Below are 17,573 nucleotides of genomic sequence, written 5' to 3' on the forward strand. Positions count from 1 at the left end.
TAAAGGTAGGGCAGAACCGGAGAGGGGCAATAGGGTGTGGTAGCGCTGGCGCTGGCGGTCGGGGCTTTCATCGGGGCGGTGTTACGGTACGAAATGGGTCAATGGGTAGCGCCATTGCCGAACGGCTTTCCCGCGGGGACGCTGGCGATTAACCTTGCCGGATGTTTGTTCCTCGGCTGGTTTCTGACCGCTTCGGCAAGCCGGCTGAAGATCCCGCAGACCGTTCGCATCGGGCTCGGCACCGGCCTCACCGGATCGTTCACGACGTTCTCCACGTTCTCCGTGGAAGCCGTGAACCTGTGCCGGAGCGGACAAGTCTGGCTTGCGGCCCTCTATGTAGGCGTAAGCATCGCAGGAGGCATCGGCTTGGCCGGATTGGGACATCTGGCCGCGAAATCCCACTTCCATTCTCCGAAAGAGAGGACATCGGCATGATCTTCCTGATCGGCGTCGGCGGAATCGCGGGTGCGTATGCCCGGTATTACCTCGGCAAACGGATCGATAACGCCGCCGCTTCCCTGTTCCCCTGGGGCACCTTCGTCATCAACGCCACCGGTTCTTTCTTGCTGGGAGTGCTCTTCACCCTGCACACCCGGGATTTGATACCGCTGTGGACATGGCTTCTGCTGGGTACGGGATTCTGCGGGGCTTACACGACGTTCTCGACGTTCGGGTATGAAGCGGTGAAGCTGCTTGAACGGAGACGGCTGGGTTTGGCGGCAGCGTATGCGCTGGGCTCGGCGGCGATCGGATTGCTAATCGCTTGGCTCGGCATGAGCCTGGTTCGTTAATGGATCACCAAGGACCGGGCGCTCGTCAAACCTCGCCCGGATTCAAGGGCAGAAGTATACGAAAGACCGCTCCGGCCGGTATTCCCTGATCGGCTTGCACCTTGCCTCCGTGCGCTTCGATGATGACTTTGGCCATCGAGAGCCCGATGCCGGTGCCGCCTTGTTCCCCTTTATAGAACCGGTCGAACACTTTGGCCGCCTCACCGGGAGCGAACCCTTTGCCGTCATCCGTGCAGGTAATCTGCGCCAGGTTCCCGTTCGCCTTCACTTCGAATCGCAGGAAGGTTCCGGCATACCGAACTCCGTTGCCCGCGATGTTGAGCAGCGCCCTCATCAGCTTCTCCCGGTCGAAGTTCCCCACCCTGTCAAGATCTCCTTCCAGCATCATTCGGATCCCTTGCTGCTCGGCCAACCCCCGAACGCGTTCCATGGCCGCCTCGATCACGTCGCCGATCCGAACCGGCTCGAACCGGTACAACTCGGTCGTCTGTTCCAAGCGGGTCAGATAGATCAGTTCGTCCACCAGGCCTTTGAGACGTTGGCATTCCGCCACGATCAGATCCAGGCTTTGTTCCGCTTCCTCACCGGTGACGATTCCGTCCTTGACCGCTTCCGCGTTCCCTTGGATCGTCATGAGCGGGGTCTTCAATTCATGCGAGGCGTTCTGCAGGAACTCGGATTGCAGCCGGTCATGGGCTTGCAGCTGCGAAGCCATTACTTGAAAAGACTGCGCCAGCTCCCCGATTTCGTCTTGGGAGCGAATCGAGACTTGCGGTACCTCTTTCTTCGGAGAGAATTGCTTCATGGCGGCTGCCAGATTACGGACCGGACGCGTAATCGTTCGCGCGAGCAACGAGCCCATGAGCAGCGCGGCCAATGCGCCGATCAGAGCGCTGGCCCACTCGGCACCTCTCAGGACGCGGTTTAATCCGTTAACGTCCTTGACCTCGATCGCCAGGATCATGCGCCCCTGCAGTTGTCCGTCCGGCGAGCGGATTTCGCGGCGTTGAACGAGATACCCTCGGTCGTCTTTGCGGCTTAACTCCCGAAGGGTATTGATTTCATTCCGGCTCGCGTTGGTATACAGGATCCGGTTGTCCGCATCCACGATGGCGAGACGCGAATTGATCGTTCGGCCGACGAGCTTCAGCTTGGCCCGGTTCGCGATGCGTTCCGCCACGATCCGGCCCGAGAGCGCCGGCGTCCCTTTCAGAGACAGCGCGATGGACTCCGCGTCCTCCTTCAGCTGCTTTTTCGCTTCCTGCAGAAGATAACGGCCCGACAGCACATGGAATACGAGCGCAGCCACGAGAAGAACCGTCATGATCAGGAGAAGGTTATGGAGCCGGATCTTGCCCCCGATTCTAAGATTGCGGATCAAGGCGGTAGCCGTACCCCCAAACCGTCGTAATCTGCACGCTCGAGCTTTGCTCGGCCAGTTTTTTCCGGATCCGCTTCACAAGATCGTCCACCAGCCGTTCGTCGCCGTAATAATCGTAGCCCCATACCTGCTGGGTCAGCTGCTCCCGCTTGAAAGGCATCCGGGGATGGTCGGCCAGAAACTCCAGCAGCTCGTATTCCTTGCCCGTAAGCTTGATTTCCCGGCCGTCCTTGTCGACCTGCCGGCGTTCTTTGTCTACGGTCAAATCGCCGATCGCAACCGGGCCTGTCGGGGATGCCGACCTCTCCAACCGTCTCAGCAGGTTCTTGATCCGCACGACCAGCTCCCGCGGACTGAACGGCTTGGACAAATAATCGTCCGCTCCGAGCTCCAGGCCGAGAATCCGGTCCAGCTCCTCGTTTTTGGCCGATACGAAAATGATCGGAATGTCGCTCGTTTTCCGAATCGATTTGCATAGCTCCATGCCGTCAGTCCCGGGCATCATGATGTCCAGAACGAGTAGATCCGGCTTCAGCCTCCCGATCTCCGCCTGCACTTGGCTGCCGTTGTCGAACAGGGTGACCTTGAAGCCTTCGCTTTCGATATATTTTTTGAGGATGTTGCGGATATTCATCTCGTCATCCACGACGAATACATGCTTCACGCGCGGCCCTCCTCCCCTTCCCTGCTATTATAGCACCCGGTCATTCGGCGCCGGCCAGAAAAAAGAGAACAGGTTCCCCTGTCCTCTGATGAGCGAGAACATTCACGCGTTTCGGGCGATCAGTCCAGAATCGCGATGATTTGATCGTACAAGCCGGATTTCTCTTTTAATTTCGCGTTGATTTGTCCGAAAATGCGGATCGCGTTGTCGATGTGCGTTTGCGCTTGGTCGGAATCGCGGTTTTTGACGGCTTCGCGGAACGCCTTGATCTCGGCGTGCATGCTGTCGTAGAGGCCGCCGGTTTCTTGGCCCAAGGCGTGAATTTGCTTGCGGATCTGAGCCGCTTGTTTCAAGCCTTCTTTCTTGCCCTGCTCCTTCGCCGCCAGGGTGAGATCCAGCAGCCGGTCCTGTTTGCGCACGATCTCGGCTTTGGTCTCCAGCCGCACCGCCCGCAGATCGTTGACCGCGTGAAGCTCATCCTGGAACTCCTTCATCAGCTGCAGCTTTTTGACCGGGGCGGCGATCTGCGCTGCCGTAGGATCGGCTGCGGTCCCTTGGGCCGGCGTTTCGGCAAACGCGCTTCCCGCTCCAATCAGCATCATGCACATCGTAAGTACCGCAAGCTTTTTCTTCATGTTCCATCTCTCCTCATTCTGATTATCCTTGCAAGCACAGTATAGGAGGAGAGTTTGGAACAACCCGGTGACAATTGCGGAAAAAGTGTGGAAACGAATTGATGTTACACATACTCCAGGATTGAAAAGGGCATGAACCAAGCGATGCCGTAACGGATACGGTTCCATTTTTGCGTTAAGGGCAGAAGAAGAAGAAACATTTCTTTAATATCCGAATCCGCGATGGAGTAACGGACCTCACGTTCCGTCCTGCGCTTGTTTAAGAGCTTGTGATCATGGAAAAAGCGGAGATGTTTCGAGATGACGGCCTTATCCGTACCCAGCAAAGCGGCAAGATCGTCCACGCCGAACTCCTCTTGAATCAGCAACCCGATTAATTCGATTCTTGTCGGATGGCTCATCGACCGAAAGATGACGCTTAACTGGTTCGCCGTGAATTTATCAAAATGAAAGTTCCGCGAAACATTTGATTTCAACGCCGCTCACCTCCTGCTTCCCAATGTAACACAAAGAAATGTTATTGCCCATAACCACGCGTTTGATCTTTGGATAACTTTCTTTGCTTGAGGAAATCATGTGCGAAGAGGTGATGTGCATGAAGTGCAACGTAGGCAATACCGAACGAATCCTCCGCATTTCCGCCGGAGTAATCATCCTCGCGGCCGGCATCGCGGCAAGAAGCTGGTGGGGACTGATCGGAGCGGCGCCGATCCTAACGGGGGCGACCCGGTATTGCCCCGCCAACGCCCTTCTAGGCATCGATAATTGCGAAACGGCCAAATGACCGGGTCACTCTTCATGGAGCAACTCTGAGCTGCTTACCGCATCGCGGGCCAACCATCCCCATAATGAACTCTTCAGATTTCCAATAAAAAAAGCTCTTCCGACTACCATTACGTAGTCCGGAAGAGCCTTTGGTTTGAATCCGATCCTTTTACTCGGTCGTGTACGGCAGCAGAGCCATTTGACGCGAGCGCTTGATCGCGACCGTCAGCATGCGCTGATATTTCGCCTTCGTGCCCGTCACACGGCGGGGCAGGATTTTGCCGCGCTCGCTGATGAACTTGCGAAGCAGGTCGAGATCTTTGTAATCGATATGTTGAATCTTGTTAACGGTGAAGTAGCACACTTTGCGGCGCTTGTTGCGGCCGCGGCGGAACTTGCGGGGCTCGCGTTGTTCGCCGCCCTCGCGAGGACCGCGGGGTCCGCGCTCTTCACGCGCTTGCGATTGCGCTTGTTGTTCGCTCATGGATTTTCAATCCTTTCCGTTCAGAATGGCAAATCATCGTCCGATATATCGATCGGTCGTCCGTCGTCGGCGAAGGGATCCTGGTTGTTTCCGCTGCTCCTGGAGCCGGCACTGCGGCTGCCTCCTCCGTACCCGCCTCCGCCGGAATATTCGTCCCTTCCCTGCCCGCCTCCGCCGCTCTCGCGGTTCGGCGATTCCAGAAAACGCACGTTATCGGCGATCACTTCCGTTACATAAACGCGGCGGCCTTCGTTGTTCTCGTAGTTGCGCACTTGGATGCGGCCCTCTACGGCGGTCAGGCGACCTTTGCGAAGGTAATTCGCGCACGTCTCGGCCAGCTGGCGCCAAGTCACGACCGGGATGAAATCCGCTTCGCGCTCTCCTCCTTGTTCCCTGGAGGAAAACGGACGGTCCACCGCGAGGGTGAATTGGGCAATGGCTACGCCTGCAGGCGTGTAACGAAGCTCGGGGTCTTTGGTCAGGCGTCCGATCAGAATAACCCGGTTCAACATGGAAACGTTCCCTCCCCGTACTTGACGGTCTAACGGCGGCTATCCGCCAGGGTTTGTGCGGCCGGTTGCTTACGCGCTGACAACGTCTTTGGTTACCATGTGCCGGATAACTTCGTCCGTAATCTTCAGCACGCGCTCAAGCTCCGCAACAACGGATGCGGGAGCTTTGAACTGAACCAGCACATACGTTCCTTCGCGGTGCTTGTTGATCTCGTAAGCCAGACGTTTCTTGCCCCATACGTCGTGCTTCGCGATCTCTCCGCCGTTCGCGATGATGCCTTGGAATTTCTCCGTAACGGCTTGAACGGTTTCGGCTTCCACGTCAGGACGGATGATGTACATCAACTCATAGTTGCGCATCTTCCGTTCACCTCCTTTTGGTCTGTGGCCCCCCGCTTGGGATACCGCAAGAGGTTGTCTCACGGCCGGGGAGCAAGGATATGCGTGTAGATTGCATACCTAAATAATTTATCACGTTTGACCGCATAGGTCAATGTAAATGTCGTTACACTACTCGGAGAGAAAGGCTGTCCGCCCCTGCTGCGGCAGCGCGGGAGGTGAACCCAGTGGGAGAACAAACCGAATTCAAGCCGGGCGATCAGGCGCCCAACGACGGTGTTTACATCGAGGTCGGAGAGAACGACTTCCACATGCACATCAATAACCCTAAACGCATCAAAATGCGGGCCGGAGGCCGTTTTCCCGAGACGACCAACCACAATCGGATCTGGAAAAGGTTCAAGCGGTAGCGCCGAAATCATTTCGCCATCTGCAGCATAATCCGAGACCGTTCGGGCATGATAAGTTTCGGCGACGGCATGAGAGGTGTGGTTCCCTTGAACGAGGTGAAGCAACATCCGTTAGACGCGTTCCATTCGTAGTAGGTCAACTGGAGGGTTTTGCCAAAGACACTTGTCTGTAACACACGTTGAAACTCCGTAACCGAAGCGCTGAATTGGTTCAGCAACGTTTGGCAACGATCTCGCAACTCAGAAACCCGTCGCCCGGAAGACCCCGCAAGGGGTCTTTCGTTCGTGCCGGGAGCGCCCAAACCCCTTTTTTCGCCCATCCCCCTAAGTCCCTCTCCCGGGGGAGGGGGATTCCGAGGCGCTCGGCCCTCTGGACTCCCGGATTAAGTGCCCCGTGCTTCGGGTGACCTTTGCAGGAGGTACGTGGGCGAGCGCGAAAGCGGATTTGCTGCCATTCACGGATCTCGCTTCGCTTGCTCCGTTCTGCCGGCCATGGTATAGGTTGTCTCCTATTCTCTTACTCCGTTATGCCGGCCATTGGCTTGATTTCCGCCATTCGCGTTTCTCGTTTCTGACGACTTCAAGTAAAATCAAAAAGCGGTCCTTACGGACCGCTTCAGTTCGTTCTCGTATTGGTGGCGGAGAGGGTGGGATTCGAACCCACGCACGCCTTGCGACGCCTAGTTGATTTCGAGTCAACCCCCTTGGGCCTCTTGGGTACCTCTCCACAGCAAAATTGATTCTAGCACATTTACACTGCCCATGCAACTGGATCATTTGGCCATCGCTCCAATCGCCGTCAGGAACGTTGCAGGCGAAGCGAGAAACGTGACTGTCGGCACCCCAACCACCGATTCCGCACTCTCCCCCGTTCGCTCCTCCTCAGTCTCCCGAAGCACGACGCTTTGAATCCGGGAGTAGAGGGCGGAGCGCCTCGGAATCCCCCTCCCGGGGGAGGGAGACTTAGGGGGATGGGCGATCAATTAGGGGTGGGCGTATAATTGGGCGGCACTACGATACCAGCGCTCCGCCCTTTTGCAATTCGTACATCTTATAATAGCGGCCCCTGAGTTCCATCAATTCGTCATGTTTGCCGCGTTCGACAATCTCCCCTTTGTGGAGGACGAGAATCTGATCCGCGTCGCGGATCGTGGACAACCGATGGGCGATTACGAACGTCGTACGGCCGCGGCTCAGCACTTGGAGCGCGTTTTGGATGAGTCCCTCCGTTTCGCTGTCAATGGAGGCCGTCGCCTCGTCCAGGATCAGGATCGACGGATTAAACGCAAGCGCCCGCGCGAATGTAATCAATTGGCGCTGCCCTGCAGACAGGGTGCTTCCCCGTTCCACGACCGGTTCGTCGATCCCTTTCGGCAACCGGTCGACGAACGTATCCGCGCCAACGTCCCGCAGCGCCTTGCGGACTTCCTCCGGTCCGATCGCCGGATTGTATAAACTGACATTGAATTTGATATCCCCCGCAAACAGAAACGGATCCTGCAGCACCACCGCCATATCTTGGCGCAGATGCTGCTTGGGCATCCCCGAGATGTCGTGCCCGTCTACCAAGATCGTGCCTTTCCGGGCTTCATAAAACCCGAGCAGCAAATTCATGACAGAGCTCTTGCCGGATCCGGTATGGCCGACGAACGCCACCGTTTGTCCTCGCTTTGCTTCGAAAGAGATTCCCCTCAGTACATATTCGTCGTCCTTGTACGCGAACCAGACGTTATCGAATTTGACGTCTCCCCTCTTCCTGCCCTCTTGCAGCTCCCGTTCCGCGATCTCCGCGCCCGGTTCATTCAAAATCGCGAACACGCGCTCTGCGGATACGAATGCGCGCTGAGCATTCACGAGTTGATCGAAGGTCGCGATGACGGGGTGGAAGAGACGGTTGATGTAATCCAAGAATGCCACCAACACCCCGATTTCGATCGACGTTCGAAGCGATTGACCGCCGTAATGCCAGATCACCCCGGCCACCAGCAATGCGCCGGAGAAGCCGATCAGGTTGCGCGTAATGGTGGAAAGCAGCCGCAGGTGCTTAAAATTGTTGTTTTGCCAGTCCTGGTTGAATCGCTCGAATTCCCGGATCGTTTCCTTCTCCCGGCGGAAAAGCTGCAGAACCGGCATGACCAGAATCGATTCGCTCAGCAGCGTGTTCATATCGCTGATTCTGGCCCGCATGGCGCTCATGTAACGGTTCCCGTATTTGAGAAGGAAAAACATGATCGTCGCGTACAACGGAAGCAGGATTAACGTGTAACTCGCCATTCTCGCATCCAGATAGAACAAGTAAAGGAAGATTCCGGACACTTGGACCAGACTGACCGTAAACGTAGCCATAAAGCTCATATAGAGATCCCGGATGGACTCCGTATCGTTGGCAATGCGGTTGACCAGTTGCCCGACGGGCGCGTTATCGAAAAATTTGACCGCCATCCGTTGTATGTGCCGGATCAAATCCATCCGCATGTTGAACACGATCCGCAGCGCCGTCGTTTGAAGCAGATAGGATTGCGTGTAGTTCAGGATGCCGGCCGCCGCGATTGCCCCGATATAGAGCCCGATCAGCTGCAGAACCGGCGCGAAATCGAAGGCGTTCGTCCCTATCCGGCTTAAGTGCTTGTCGATGATCGTTTTGTAAATGACCGGTCCCAGCAGGTCGATCCCGACTGCCGTCATCAAGACGAAGATGGCAACGGCCAAACGATACTTATAGGGAAGCGCGTACGAGGCTAGCCGGCGAATGGTGGCTCTGCTAACCGGCTTGGCGGCTTCTTTCTCCATGGCTAACCCTCCTGCTGAAGCAGAGAAGCTTCGATTTGCTGCCGTTCGTATTGCTCTCTATACCAACCGCCGCGAAACATAAGGTGATCATGGGTGCCTTCTTCGACGATCCGGCCGTCCTCGAGCACGATGATCCAATCGGCGTGGCTGACGGCGGACATCCGATGGGTCGCGATCATCGTCGTTTTCCCTTTTCTTACTTGGCGAATGTTATGCAGGATCGCGCTTTCCGTTCTTGCGTCTACAGCCGACAAGGCATCGTCCAGAATGAGGATTTCCGGATCGATGAGAAGCGCCCTGGCGATGCCGATCCTCTGCTTCTGTCCGCCGGAAAGCATCAGCCCGTTCTCGCCGATCAGCGTGTCCATGCCGTCCTTCATTTGCGCGATGTCAAAGGTCAGCGAGGCCGAATCGGCCGCGCGCTCCACTTCTTCCGGGTAAGCATCGATTCGGCCTAGACGAATATTCTCCGAGATCGTTTTGGATAACAACAGATGCTCTTGCGGCACGTAGCCCACCCAACGTTTGATTTGGTCAACCGCGATCTCTTCGATCGGAACCCCTCCGACCAGGAGAGAATGGGGCTGAATCGGATATTGCCGGAGCAGTTGCTTGAGCAGCGTCGTCTTCCCGCTTCCGGTTCGTCCGACGATGCCCAGCGTCTGGCCTTTCTCCAAAACGATCGAGATGCCGGTTAAGCTGTCCCCGGACGCTTCCGGATAACGGAACGTCAACCTCCGGAACTCGATCCGGTCCGGATCGATTCCCTCCACGGGATGATCGGCTTCCACGATCTCGGATTTCTGCACGAGCGTCTCGTGAATCCGGCCGGCCGACGCGCCGCCCCGCTGCATGACGTTAATGAACTCGCCGAATGCGATCATCGGCCAGATCAACATGCCGAGGTAGATCATGAAGGCGACCAGATCGCCGAGCTCAATCTCTCCTTCCGACACCAAGTAGGAGCCGTAACCGATTCCGATGGAAAAGCTCATCCCGACGAGAATCGAGATGGTCGGCTGGAACGAGGCGTGGATGACCGCCACGCGGGCGTTTTTGCGTCTCGTTGCCTCGGCGACTTGGCGGAACGCCTCCACGTCATGCTTCTCTTGTCCGTAGGAACGGATAACGCGGAGTCCCGAGATCGATTCCAGCGCCTGATCGTTCAGCTTGCCGAACGCCTCCTGGGCCGCCAGGAAGCGAACCCGCACCATATTGCCGAGCACCCGAATGAAGAAAGCCAGAACCGGCATGGGAAGCAAGGAAGCGAGCATGAGCTTGACGTCGACGAACACGGCCATCATGGTCACGACCAGCAGCGCGCCGATCACCGTGTGCACGAAGGTCATAATCCCGTAACCGGCGGCAAAATTGACCGCCCGAATATCGTTGGTCGCCTGGGCCATTAAATCCCCCCGGCTGAATCTTTGGAAGAAAGAAGGCGACATCTTCGTCAGATGCTCCAGCAGCTTCGATCTCAGCATCCGCTCGATGAGGATCGCGTTGCGAAACATGAGATTGACCCAACCCACGATCATCACATAAGCCAAAACAGCGATCCCGAAGAGCGTCAGAACGCGGCTATGCAGCCAGGGTCCGGTCAGTTCGCCTTCCTTGATCGCGTCGATAACGTTTCCTATTAACTTCGGCGGAAGCATATTGATCGAGTATTCCAAGACGATCAATAGAATGGCTGCCGCATAATGAATCCATCTGAGCTTGAAAAACCACGCCATCTTCTGTAATAATACCAACGACTCCACCTCGCCATCCACCGTTTGGGAACGTATGTTCCATGTTAGCACAGTGCAATTTTTCCTACAAGACTGAAATTTGGCATATTTTTTCGAACGAAAAACAAAAAAGAACGCCGAACGCGTCAGCTGACTCGCTGCGCGGCGGAGTTCTTCCCGCGATCTCGCAATACCCTTTCTTACTCGGCGTTTTCAGGCGTTCCCCCATCCGGCGCGGAGCGAAGAACCTTTTTCATGCTCTTCTCGAACTTCGCCCGCGGCAATAGGATGCTATGTTTGCAGTGTACGCATTTGATGCGGATATCCATGCCCATCCGGATGACTTCCATCTCGTTCGCGCCGCAGGGATGCGGCTTTTTCATCTGCACGATATCGCCCAACTGGAATTGTTTCCGTTCCACCGGTTATCCCCCCGCCAGCGTCTTCTCTTCCATGCTGAAAAATCTCGGGTTCCTTTCCGCTTCGAACGCTTTTTTGATCGCGACGTTCAAATGCCGGGTGACCGAAGCTTGGGTGTTCGGCCGGCATTCGGCGATGACCCGGAAGATGATGTCGGTGGCGCTGATCGTCTGCACGCCCAGCAGATCCGGCTGCCCGACCAGGTTCGCGTCGTCGAACTTGTGCAGGACGCCGCGGATGATCTCCGTTACTGCCTCTACGTCGTCCGTCGCGGCGACCGGGATGTCGATCACGGCGAGCGAGTTGTTGATCGAGAAATTGGTCACGTCGTTGATGGCGCCGTTCGGCAGGATGAACACCTCGCCTGTCCAACTCCGGATGCGAGTCGCCCGCAGCCCGATCATTTCGACGGTGCCTTTGTACTTCCCGGTCTCGATCACGTCGCCTACGGAGAAATGATCCTCCAGAATAATGAAGAAGCCCGTAATGACATCCTTGACCAGGCTCTGAGCTCCGAACCCGATGGCAAGGCCCAATACCCCGGCTCCCGCAAGCAGCGGGGCCAGATTGATGTTGAATTCTCCGAGAATGAGCAGGATGACGATGAAGTTGGTGACGTACCCCGCCGTGTTCTTCATAAGCCTGCCGACGGTCTGCACTCGTCTGGAGCGGAGTTTCAGCCGGGCATGGTCACGGTCGACGGTGAGCCGGTCGATGATCCGTCCGATGATGTACAGAGCCAATCGGCTGACGAGAATAATCAGCAAGATCCGCCCGATCACCATCGCTGCCGTTTGCCACATCTCCACGTCTTGCAGGGTAGCGACTACGGTATCCACGAATTGTTGCCACAAGTTTTTTCCGGATGCCGCGGCATTTTCACCGGCTGCAGCGGCGGCCATCCAAACCCCGTTTCGCATCGTGAGGTCTCCCCTTCCCCATGGAACAACTTAAACTTCGATCTCCTCGTATCCGTTTTCCGTTTTCCGGAACAGTCCCCGGATCTCCACTTTCTCCTCCGCGATCACGCGCCTCGCTTCCGGCAAGGACGATGCCGCAAACTCGATGGAAAGCGCGCAACCCGCCGTGATCTCCTTGGGCGTCGGCCGGATATCGATTTCTATGTCCGCGTATTCCAGCAGCATTTCCGCGCGAAGCGCTTGCTGGGTCGAATCGAAAGCGATCAATAGAGGCTCCATGCGGAGCAACCTCCCCAGGTTCACGTGATCAATCAGCATTGATAAATTTCTGTTATTGATTTCTGATTGATCTCGATAAAAACGACTTTCTCTTTCCCTAATGACGAAGTCGTTTTCACTTGCACGAATTTGTAAACGGTTGTCCAACCAGACGAGTATAAATGCGCCATCCCGTCCATATACTAGTAACAGCGTTGGGAGGAGGCGGAACGTACGAATGAACGGATTATGGGACAAACGGCAGGGCCCTGCGGCGGACGCTGCCGCGCTCTCTTTGAAAATTCCTTTTAATGAACCCGCCGTATTGCAGCGATTATCGCAGAAGTTGGAGCAATTCCTGGAGCCGCTGACGCATGATCGGCGCATCGTCATCGTTTGCGTCGGAACCGACCGGTCGACAGGGGACTCCTTGGGGCCTCTCGTCGGCTCTTCGCTCGCGCGCGAAGCAAGCCCTCATTTCGATTTGTACGGCACGCTTGACGATCCCGTTCATGCGATGAATCTGAGCGAAACGCTGCTTAAAATCACGCGTTCGTCCCGTCATCCCTACGTCATCGCGGTAGACGCCTGTTTGGGCCAGGTATCCAGCGTGGGCTGCATTCAGCTCGGGGCAGGGCCCGTACGCCCTGGCGCTGGCGTCAATAAGGAGCTGCCCCCCGTCGGGGACATCCATATGACGGGGATCGTGAACGTGGGCGGATTCATGGAATATTTCGTGTTGCAGAATACTCGGCTCAATCTCGTCATGAAGATGTCGGACGTCATCGCCCAGAGCCTTAGGCGGGCCATTCTCCGCGTACGCGGGGACTTTATCCCTTATGCAATGCCAGACTGATCGCCGTCTTCTCTTCCGGTGACAGCATGTAGGCGGATTGGCCTTTGTCAATCGGCTTGGCGTAGAGGAACGTCTGTTCCCGGCCATGGATTCCGGTGATTACGACGCCGTCCTGTTCTTCATTAATGAAGGCAACCGAAAAACTGAGGTCGCTTCCGGAATCCGAAAACGCGTTAAAGCGGTGGACGCCTACTTTCCCCTTCATGGCGGCAAGGCGTCTTTCTTGCTGCTTCAGCGTCGCCTCCTGCTCCGATTGCTTGCGGTCGAGCACCCCGAGATGTTCATGAACCGCATGAAGCACGTCTTCCAATCCTTGCACGCCGGTTTCTCCGATCATTCGGGCATGCGCCTTTTTCAATTTTCCGAGCTTGGATCCAAGCCGCATGACCCAGATTAACAGGATGAGCAGCAGCACTCCTTCTCCTGCGGCGACCGCCATCGCGATTTGATCGTTCCAACCGTTCATGTCTGTGATTCTCCCCCGTTTGTACATCACTCAGTGTTCTCTGTCTGACCGGAAGCGGAGGTCGTTTTCTCGATCCTTCAGAATTTATCGGCTTTACGTCTATCCATCTCTGAATGATCTTCGATAAAAACGACATCCTCTGTTCCCGTGAACGACAAAGGCGTTTTTACTTGGTCCCTATCTCTTGATCGGTTGTCAGCTCCGATAAGCCTTTACGATTTCTCCGACGGCGTCGATGAAGGATACGATTTCCGATTCCGCGGTGAAATATCCGGGACTCGCGCGCACCGCTCCGGTTTCCGTCGTTCCGGCGCTTTCGTGTCCCAGCGGCGTACAATGAAATCCTGAACGGACGGCAATGCCGAATTGCTGGTCGAGGATGAACGCCGTTTCGGAGGGGTCTATGCCTTCGATCACGAAGGACACGATGGCCGTCCGATCCTCGCCAAGCTCGGGGCCGAGGACCTTAATGCCCGGAAGCCCGAGCAGCCCCTCCATCAGTTTGTCCGTCATCGTCTTCTCCCGGGCTTGGATTTTCTCCACCGTTTCCCCCAGAACGAACTCCACGCCCGCGGTTAATCCGGCGATCCCCACGGTGTTCGGGGTTCCGGCTTCATAACGGTCGGGTCTTACGGTCGGCTGCTCCGGAGATTCCGACCGGCTGCCCGTTCCTCCGTACAGGAGGGGTTCCAATTCCAATTCCGGGCTCACATAGAGACCGCCGGTACCTTGGGGACCCATCAGTCCTTTATGCCCCGGAAAAGCGAGCAGGTCGATGTTCATGAACTCCACGTCGATGGGCAGCACGCCCGCGCTTTGGGAAGCGTCGACGAGAAACCGGATGCCCCTACCGCGAGCCAATGCTCCCAGCTCCTGCACGGGCAAGATGGAACCTAACAAATTCGAGCTGTGCGTTGCCGCCAGCAGCCGAGTGCGCGACTGGACCGCCGCTTCGACGCGATCCAGATCGAGCCGTCCCCGATCGTCAGTCGGCACGTAGGTAACTTCGATCCCCCGCGTCCTCCTTAACGCTTCCAGCGGACGCCGGATGGAGTTGTGTTCGAGCGACGTCGCGATCACGTGGTCGCCGGGTTGAAGCAGCCCTTGGATGGCCATGTTCAACGCATGGGTCGCATTCAACGTAAACGCGATATCGTTCGGATTCGCCACCCGGAACAACCGGGCCAGACGCTTGCGTCCTTCGAACAAGATACGGCTGGCCCGGACCGCCATAGTGTGGCTTCCCCTGCCGGGATTGGCCGAGGATTCCTCGAGACACCTTGCCATCGCTTCCGCGACTCCCGGCGGTTTCGGCCAGGATGTGGCGGCATTATCCATATAAATAAGAGGCTTGTTGCTTTCCGACATTTCCTTCGTCACCGTCCTGACGCAAGGATAGCATACCTTAGTTTAATCCTTCGCGGGAAAGATTACAACTTGGGTATGCTATCTCCTGAAGTCCCTTATGCGAGGGCTTTTAGCAATTCCAGCAGCCTCTCCAGATCTCCCCTGTTGAAGTAGGAGAGTTCAATCCGGCCCTTGTCCTTGTTCGTTTTGATCCTTACCGTCGTTTGGAATTTTTCCCGCAGCGAGCTCTCGATTTCTTCCAGATAGGGATCGCGTTTCTTCGCCTTGCTCGTCTTTGCCTTCGCCTTCACCTTCAGCTCCAGGTTCTGAATCGCTTCTTCCAATTCCCGGACGCTCCAATCATGGCTCAGCGTCTGCTTGGCAAGCTCGCTTCTTTTCGCATCTTCCTTAACGCCCGCCAGCGCTCTCGCGTGACCCATCGATAATGTTCCACGTGAAACATGATCTTTGATCTCATCCGGCAGCGACAACAGCCTCAGGAAATTCGCGATGTGAGAACGGGATTTGCCCACCTTCAGGGACAATTCTTCCTGTGTCAGGGCAAACTGCGTCATGATCGCCTGGTAGGCGATCGCGATTTCAATCGCGTTGAGGTCCTCTCTCTGCACGTTCTCGATCAACGCGATTTCCATCACCTGTTGATCGCTATAGGAACGAACGACAGCCGGAATCGTCGGATTGCCGAGCAATTGCGATGCGCGGAACCGCCGTTCCCCGGCAATGATCTCGTATCCCTTTAACGCTTGCCGGACGACGATCGGCTGGATAACGCCATGCTCGCGGATCGACTCCGCCAGCTCCTTGATCGCGTCGTCGTCGAACGTTTTCCGAGGCTGATATGGATTCGCCCGCAATTGAGACAGCGGAATTTCGACGATCTTGTCGTCTTCCTTAATCGATAATGACGTAATTAGCGCATCCAGGCCTTTACCTAGCCGCTTGCTCATACGTGATCACTTCCTTCGCCAGCTCGAGATAAACTTCGGCGCCTTTGGACTTCGGATCGTACGTGATGATGGACTGCCCATGGGAAGGGGCTTCGCTCAAACGAACGTTGCGCGGAATAATCGTCTGGTATACCTTTTGCTGAAAATACTTCTTCACTTCTTCGATGACTTGAATACCGAGATTCGTACGGGCATCGAACATCGTGAGCAATACGCCCTCGATCTGCAGGGATGTATTCAGATGTTTCTGGACAAGCCGGATCGAATTCAGCAGCTGGCTCAAGCCTTCCAACGCATAATACTCGCATTGGATCGGAATCAACACCGAGTTGGCTGCCGTCAGCGAGTTGATGGTCAGGATGCCCAGAGACGGCGGACAATCGATCAGAACGTAATCAAAATCGTTGTTAACGAGCGTTAGCGCCTTCTTCAACCGGACTTCGCGCGACATCGTCGGAACCAGCTCAATTTCCGCTCCGGCCAGTTGAATCGTGGCGGGAATGATTTTCAAGTTATCGATTGCGGTCTCCGCGATCGCCTGTTTGGGGTGCACCTCGTTAATCAATACGTCATAGATGCAATAGGCGACATCGGCTTTGTTGATGCCGATGCCGCTCGTCGTGTTCCCCTGCGGGTCGATATCGACGATCAGAACTCTTTTGCCCAAGGTGGCAAGACATGCGCCCAAATTGACCGCTGTCGTCGTTTTGCCGACGCCGCCTTTCTGATTGGCAATCGCAATGATTTTGGACACCCGTTTCACCTCAATATAATCCGCCCGCACCCCGCGGCCGGTTCTTAACGCTTGGGAATGTGGATGATGATTTCATAATGGTCCTCGCAATCCTTCTCGCTGGCTTTGATCGGAATGCCAGATCCCGTCACCATGTCCACGGATTGGCGAATCGTATTCAAAGCAAGCCGCACGTCTTTCGTAAAGGAGATCCGGTTTTTCTTCTGCGGTTTGGATACCTCGAGATAGAAAGCAACCCTTGTCTCCGTCTGCTTGACGTTAAGTTCCTTCTCGATGATTTCCGCCAGCAGCTTGTTCTGGAGTTCTTCGTTCGGCAGCGACAGAAGCGCCCGCGCATGACGTTCCGTAATCTTGCGCTCCAGCAAGGCGTTTTTCACTTCATCGCCCAGTTGGAGCAGCCGGATCTTGTTGGCGATCGTGGACTGGCTTTTGCCGAGCCGCTGTGCCAAGCTTTCCTGCGTCAATTGATGCAAATCGATCAGCTTCTGATAGGCGATCGCTTCTTCGAGCGCCGTTAGACCTTCCCGTTGCAGGTTCTCGATCAAAGCCATCGAAGCCGCTTGGGAATCGTTGATTTCCCGTACGATCGCCGGTATCGTCTCCATCCCCAGCTTCGTGACCGCGCGCCAGCGGCGCTCCCCGGCAATGATTTCGTATTTGCCGCTCCGGATACGCACAACGATCGGCTGAATGATGCCATGCGTCTTGATCGTCTGGCACAACTCGTCGATTCGCTCGTCGTCGAATACCGAACGAGGTTGATAGGGGCTCGGCACTACGTCTTTCACGGGAATTTGTTTGACTTCATCTTGATTGCCTTTATCGGACAATCCAAGCAAACGCGAGAACGGTTCTCTCATCTGTCTCTGATCACCACATTCAATGAAAATAAGGACAGGGCTCGGCGTTCCAGCCGATCACCTCTAGACGAACACGTCGACTGGCTTCTCCAACGCCGGAGCTCCTTGCATCGGGATCTTCCATCCATCCGCGCATGACGCTGCCGTATCTCCTAAGCCGAACCCACAGCGACAAAAAGCGCCGCTATTCTGCGCCCGAAAGCGCCCATGCGGCACAAGT

Annotated in this window: 22 protein-coding genes and 1 tRNA gene; 5 read left to right on the plus strand and 18 right to left on the minus strand. The window is 56.0% G+C overall.

Annotation, left to right across the window (positions count from 1 at the left end; genetic code table 11):
- Positions 1 to 36 precede the first annotated feature (36 nt).
- Both crcB (GE107_RS22460) and crcB (GE107_RS22465) read left to right on the plus strand, forming a co-directional pair.
- Positions 37 to 435, plus strand: coding sequence for a fluoride efflux transporter CrcB (crcB, locus tag GE107_RS22460; protein ID WP_219643360.1), 399 nt, complete (start codon positions 37 to 39; stop codon positions 433 to 435).
- Positions 432 to 791 (plus strand): fluoride efflux transporter CrcB, encoded by a 360-nt coding sequence (crcB, locus tag GE107_RS22465; RefSeq protein ID WP_219643363.1) that lies wholly within the window; start codon positions 432 to 434, stop codon positions 789 to 791. Before crcB (GE107_RS22460) ends, crcB (GE107_RS22465) begins: the two co-directional genes overlap by 4 nt.
- 25 nt (positions 792 to 816) lie before the next feature.
- Here crcB (GE107_RS22465) and GE107_RS22470 read toward each other — a convergent pair whose 3' ends face one another.
- From GE107_RS22470 to GE107_RS22485, 4 genes are all read right to left on the minus strand, one after another.
- The gene (locus GE107_RS22470) at positions 817 to 2,172 is read right to left on the minus strand and encodes a sensor histidine kinase (protein WP_219643366.1); all 1,356 of its coding nucleotides are present in this window, start codon (positions 2,170 to 2,172) and stop codon (positions 817 to 819) included.
- Positions 2,156 to 2,836, minus strand: a complete 681-nt coding sequence (locus GE107_RS22475; RefSeq protein ID WP_370636493.1) for a response regulator transcription factor — start codon at positions 2,834 to 2,836, stop codon at positions 2,156 to 2,158. Before GE107_RS22475 ends, GE107_RS22470 begins: the two co-directional genes overlap by 17 nt.
- Before the next feature lie 119 nt (positions 2,837 to 2,955).
- Positions 2,956 to 3,471: a hypothetical protein gene (locus GE107_RS22480; RefSeq protein WP_219643369.1), complete on the minus strand. Its 516-nt coding sequence runs from the start codon at positions 3,469 to 3,471 to the stop codon at positions 2,956 to 2,958.
- Positions 3,472 to 3,575: 104 nt separating this feature from the next.
- A complete protein-coding gene (locus GE107_RS22485; protein WP_219643372.1) occupies positions 3,576 to 3,947 on the minus strand; it encodes an ArsR/SmtB family transcription factor in 372 nt (123 codons plus the stop codon).
- Positions 3,948 to 4,066: 119 nt separating this feature from the next.
- On the opposite strand from GE107_RS22485, the gene GE107_RS22490 reads away from it, so the two are divergent.
- Positions 4,067 to 4,255: a YgaP family membrane protein gene (locus GE107_RS22490; RefSeq protein ID WP_219643375.1), complete on the plus strand. Its 189-nt coding sequence runs from the start codon at positions 4,067 to 4,069 to the stop codon at positions 4,253 to 4,255.
- A gap of 150 nt (positions 4,256 to 4,405) precedes the next feature.
- Here GE107_RS22490 and rpsR read toward each other — a convergent pair whose 3' ends face one another.
- The 3 genes from rpsR to rpsF form a co-directional block, all read right to left on the minus strand.
- Positions 4,406 to 4,720: a 30S ribosomal protein S18 gene (gene rpsR / locus GE107_RS22495; RefSeq protein ID WP_219643378.1), complete on the minus strand. Its 315-nt coding sequence runs from the start codon at positions 4,718 to 4,720 to the stop codon at positions 4,406 to 4,408.
- Between the two features lie 20 nt (positions 4,721 to 4,740).
- A complete protein-coding gene (gene ssb, locus GE107_RS22500) occupies positions 4,741 to 5,232 on the minus strand; it encodes a single-stranded DNA-binding protein (protein WP_219643381.1) in 492 nt (163 codons plus the stop codon).
- A 69-nt stretch (positions 5,233 to 5,301) separates the two neighbouring features.
- The gene (gene rpsF / locus GE107_RS22505; RefSeq protein WP_219643384.1) at positions 5,302 to 5,592 is read right to left on the minus strand and encodes a 30S ribosomal protein S6; all 291 of its coding nucleotides are present in this window, start codon (positions 5,590 to 5,592) and stop codon (positions 5,302 to 5,304) included.
- Positions 5,593 to 5,798: 206 nt separating this feature from the next.
- Between rpsF and GE107_RS22510 the strand changes: the two genes are divergently transcribed.
- Positions 5,799 to 5,981 (plus strand): YjzC family protein, encoded by a 183-nt coding sequence (locus GE107_RS22510; protein WP_219643386.1) that lies wholly within the window; start codon positions 5,799 to 5,801, stop codon positions 5,979 to 5,981.
- 636 nt (positions 5,982 to 6,617) lie between these two features.
- On the opposite strand, the gene GE107_RS22515 is transcribed toward GE107_RS22510, so the two are convergent.
- The 6 genes from GE107_RS22515 to GE107_RS22540 all read right to left on the minus strand — a co-directional run bounded on the left by GE107_RS22515 (position 6,618) and on the right by GE107_RS22540 (position 12,123).
- Positions 6,618 to 6,708 (minus strand) — tRNA-Ser (locus tag GE107_RS22515).
- Between the two features lie 284 nt (positions 6,709 to 6,992).
- Entirely contained in the window at positions 6,993 to 8,771 is a 1,779-nt protein-coding gene (locus tag GE107_RS22520) for an ABC transporter ATP-binding protein (protein WP_219643389.1), read from the minus strand.
- A 2-nt stretch (positions 8,772 to 8,773) separates the two neighbouring features.
- A complete protein-coding gene (locus GE107_RS22525) occupies positions 8,774 to 10,534 on the minus strand; it encodes an ABC transporter ATP-binding protein (RefSeq protein ID WP_370636495.1) in 1,761 nt (586 codons plus the stop codon).
- A 170-nt stretch (positions 10,535 to 10,704) separates the two neighbouring features.
- The gene (locus tag GE107_RS22530; protein ID WP_219643392.1) at positions 10,705 to 10,926 is read right to left on the minus strand and encodes a DUF951 domain-containing protein; all 222 of its coding nucleotides are present in this window, start codon (positions 10,924 to 10,926) and stop codon (positions 10,705 to 10,707) included.
- A 3-nt stretch (positions 10,927 to 10,929) separates the two neighbouring features.
- The gene (locus tag GE107_RS22535) at positions 10,930 to 11,844 is read right to left on the minus strand and encodes a mechanosensitive ion channel family protein (protein WP_255570764.1); all 915 of its coding nucleotides are present in this window, start codon (positions 11,842 to 11,844) and stop codon (positions 10,930 to 10,932) included.
- A 30-nt stretch (positions 11,845 to 11,874) separates the two neighbouring features.
- A complete protein-coding gene (locus GE107_RS22540; protein ID WP_219643396.1) occupies positions 11,875 to 12,123 on the minus strand; it encodes a putative Se/S carrier protein in 249 nt (82 codons plus the stop codon).
- Positions 12,124 to 12,340: 217 nt separating this feature from the next.
- Between GE107_RS22540 and yyaC the strand changes: the two genes are divergently transcribed.
- On the plus strand, positions 12,341 to 12,958 hold the full coding sequence (yyaC, locus tag GE107_RS22545) for a spore protease YyaC (protein WP_219643399.1): 618 nt from the start codon (positions 12,341 to 12,343) through the stop codon (positions 12,956 to 12,958).
- Here yyaC and GE107_RS22550 read toward each other — a convergent pair.
- From GE107_RS22550 to noc, 5 genes are all read right to left on the minus strand, one after another.
- Positions 12,933 to 13,424 carry a DUF4446 family protein gene (locus GE107_RS22550; protein ID WP_219643402.1) on the minus strand — a complete coding sequence of 164 codons (492 nt, stop codon included), beginning with the start codon at positions 13,422 to 13,424 and terminating at the stop codon, positions 12,933 to 12,935. The two genes, yyaC and GE107_RS22550, sit on opposite strands and share 26 nt — an antisense overlap.
- A 195-nt stretch (positions 13,425 to 13,619) precedes the next feature.
- The gene (locus GE107_RS22555) at positions 13,620 to 14,792 is read right to left on the minus strand and encodes an aminotransferase class V-fold PLP-dependent enzyme (protein WP_219643405.1); all 1,173 of its coding nucleotides are present in this window, start codon (positions 14,790 to 14,792) and stop codon (positions 13,620 to 13,622) included.
- Positions 14,793 to 14,887: 95 nt separating this feature from the next.
- Complete coding sequence (locus GE107_RS22560) at positions 14,888 to 15,739, minus strand: ParB/RepB/Spo0J family partition protein (RefSeq protein WP_219643407.1); 852 nt, start codon at positions 15,737 to 15,739, stop codon at positions 14,888 to 14,890.
- On the minus strand, positions 15,720 to 16,493 hold the full coding sequence (locus GE107_RS22565; RefSeq protein WP_219643410.1) for a ParA family protein: 774 nt from the start codon (positions 16,491 to 16,493) through the stop codon (positions 15,720 to 15,722). Before GE107_RS22565 ends, GE107_RS22560 begins: the two co-directional genes overlap by 20 nt.
- Positions 16,494 to 16,537: 44 nt before the next feature.
- Positions 16,538 to 17,353: a nucleoid occlusion protein gene (gene noc / locus GE107_RS22570; RefSeq protein ID WP_219643412.1), complete on the minus strand. Its 816-nt coding sequence runs from the start codon at positions 17,351 to 17,353 to the stop codon at positions 16,538 to 16,540.
- Positions 17,354 to 17,573 lie beyond the last annotated feature (220 nt).

Source organism: Cohnella sp. CFH 77786 (assembly GCF_019400745.1).
In the GTDB taxonomy this organism is placed as follows: domain Bacteria; phylum Bacillota; class Bacilli; order Paenibacillales; family Paenibacillaceae; genus Cohnella.

Bases quoted from the DNA above. Each gene is read 5' to 3' on its own strand.
- crcB (WP_219643363.1), top strand. From the start codon at position 432: ATGATCTTCCTGATCGGCGTCGGCGGAATCGCGGGTGCGTATGCCCGG.
- GE107_RS22480 (WP_219643369.1), bottom strand. From the start codon at position 3,471: ATGAAGAAAAAGCTTGCGGTACTTACGATGTGCATGATGCTGATTGGA.
- GE107_RS22490 (WP_219643375.1), top strand. From the start codon at position 4,067: ATGAAGTGCAACGTAGGCAATACCGAACGAATCCTCCGCATTTCCGCC.
- rpsR (WP_219643378.1), bottom strand. From the start codon at position 4,720: ATGAGCGAACAACAAGCGCAATCGCAAGCGCGTGAAGAGCGCGGACCC.
- ssb (WP_219643381.1), bottom strand. From the start codon at position 5,232: ATGTTGAACCGGGTTATTCTGATCGGACGCCTGACCAAAGACCCCGAG.
- rpsF (WP_219643384.1), bottom strand. From the start codon at position 5,592: ATGCGCAACTATGAGTTGATGTACATCATCCGTCCTGACGTGGAAGCC.
- GE107_RS22520 (WP_219643389.1), bottom strand. From the start codon at position 8,771: ATGGAGAAAGAAGCCGCCAAGCCGGTTAGCAGAGCCACCATTCGCCGG.
- GE107_RS22535 (WP_255570764.1), bottom strand. From the start codon at position 11,844: ATGCGAAACGGGGTTTGGATGGCCGCCGCTGCAGCCGGTGAAAATGCC.
- GE107_RS22540 (WP_219643396.1), bottom strand. From the start codon at position 12,123: ATGGAGCCTCTATTGATCGCTTTCGATTCGACCCAGCAAGCGCTTCGC.
- yyaC (WP_219643399.1), top strand. From the start codon at position 12,341: ATGAACGGATTATGGGACAAACGGCAGGGCCCTGCGGCGGACGCTGCC.
- GE107_RS22550 (WP_219643402.1), bottom strand. From the start codon at position 13,424: ATGAACGGTTGGAACGATCAAATCGCGATGGCGGTCGCCGCAGGAGAA.
- GE107_RS22555 (WP_219643405.1), bottom strand. From the start codon at position 14,792: ATGTCGGAAAGCAACAAGCCTCTTATTTATATGGATAATGCCGCCACA.
- GE107_RS22560 (WP_219643407.1), bottom strand. From the start codon at position 15,739: ATGAGCAAGCGGCTAGGTAAAGGCCTGGATGCGCTAATTACGTCATTA.
- noc (WP_219643412.1), bottom strand. From the start codon at position 17,353: ATGAGAGAACCGTTCTCGCGTTTGCTTGGATTGTCCGATAAAGGCAAT.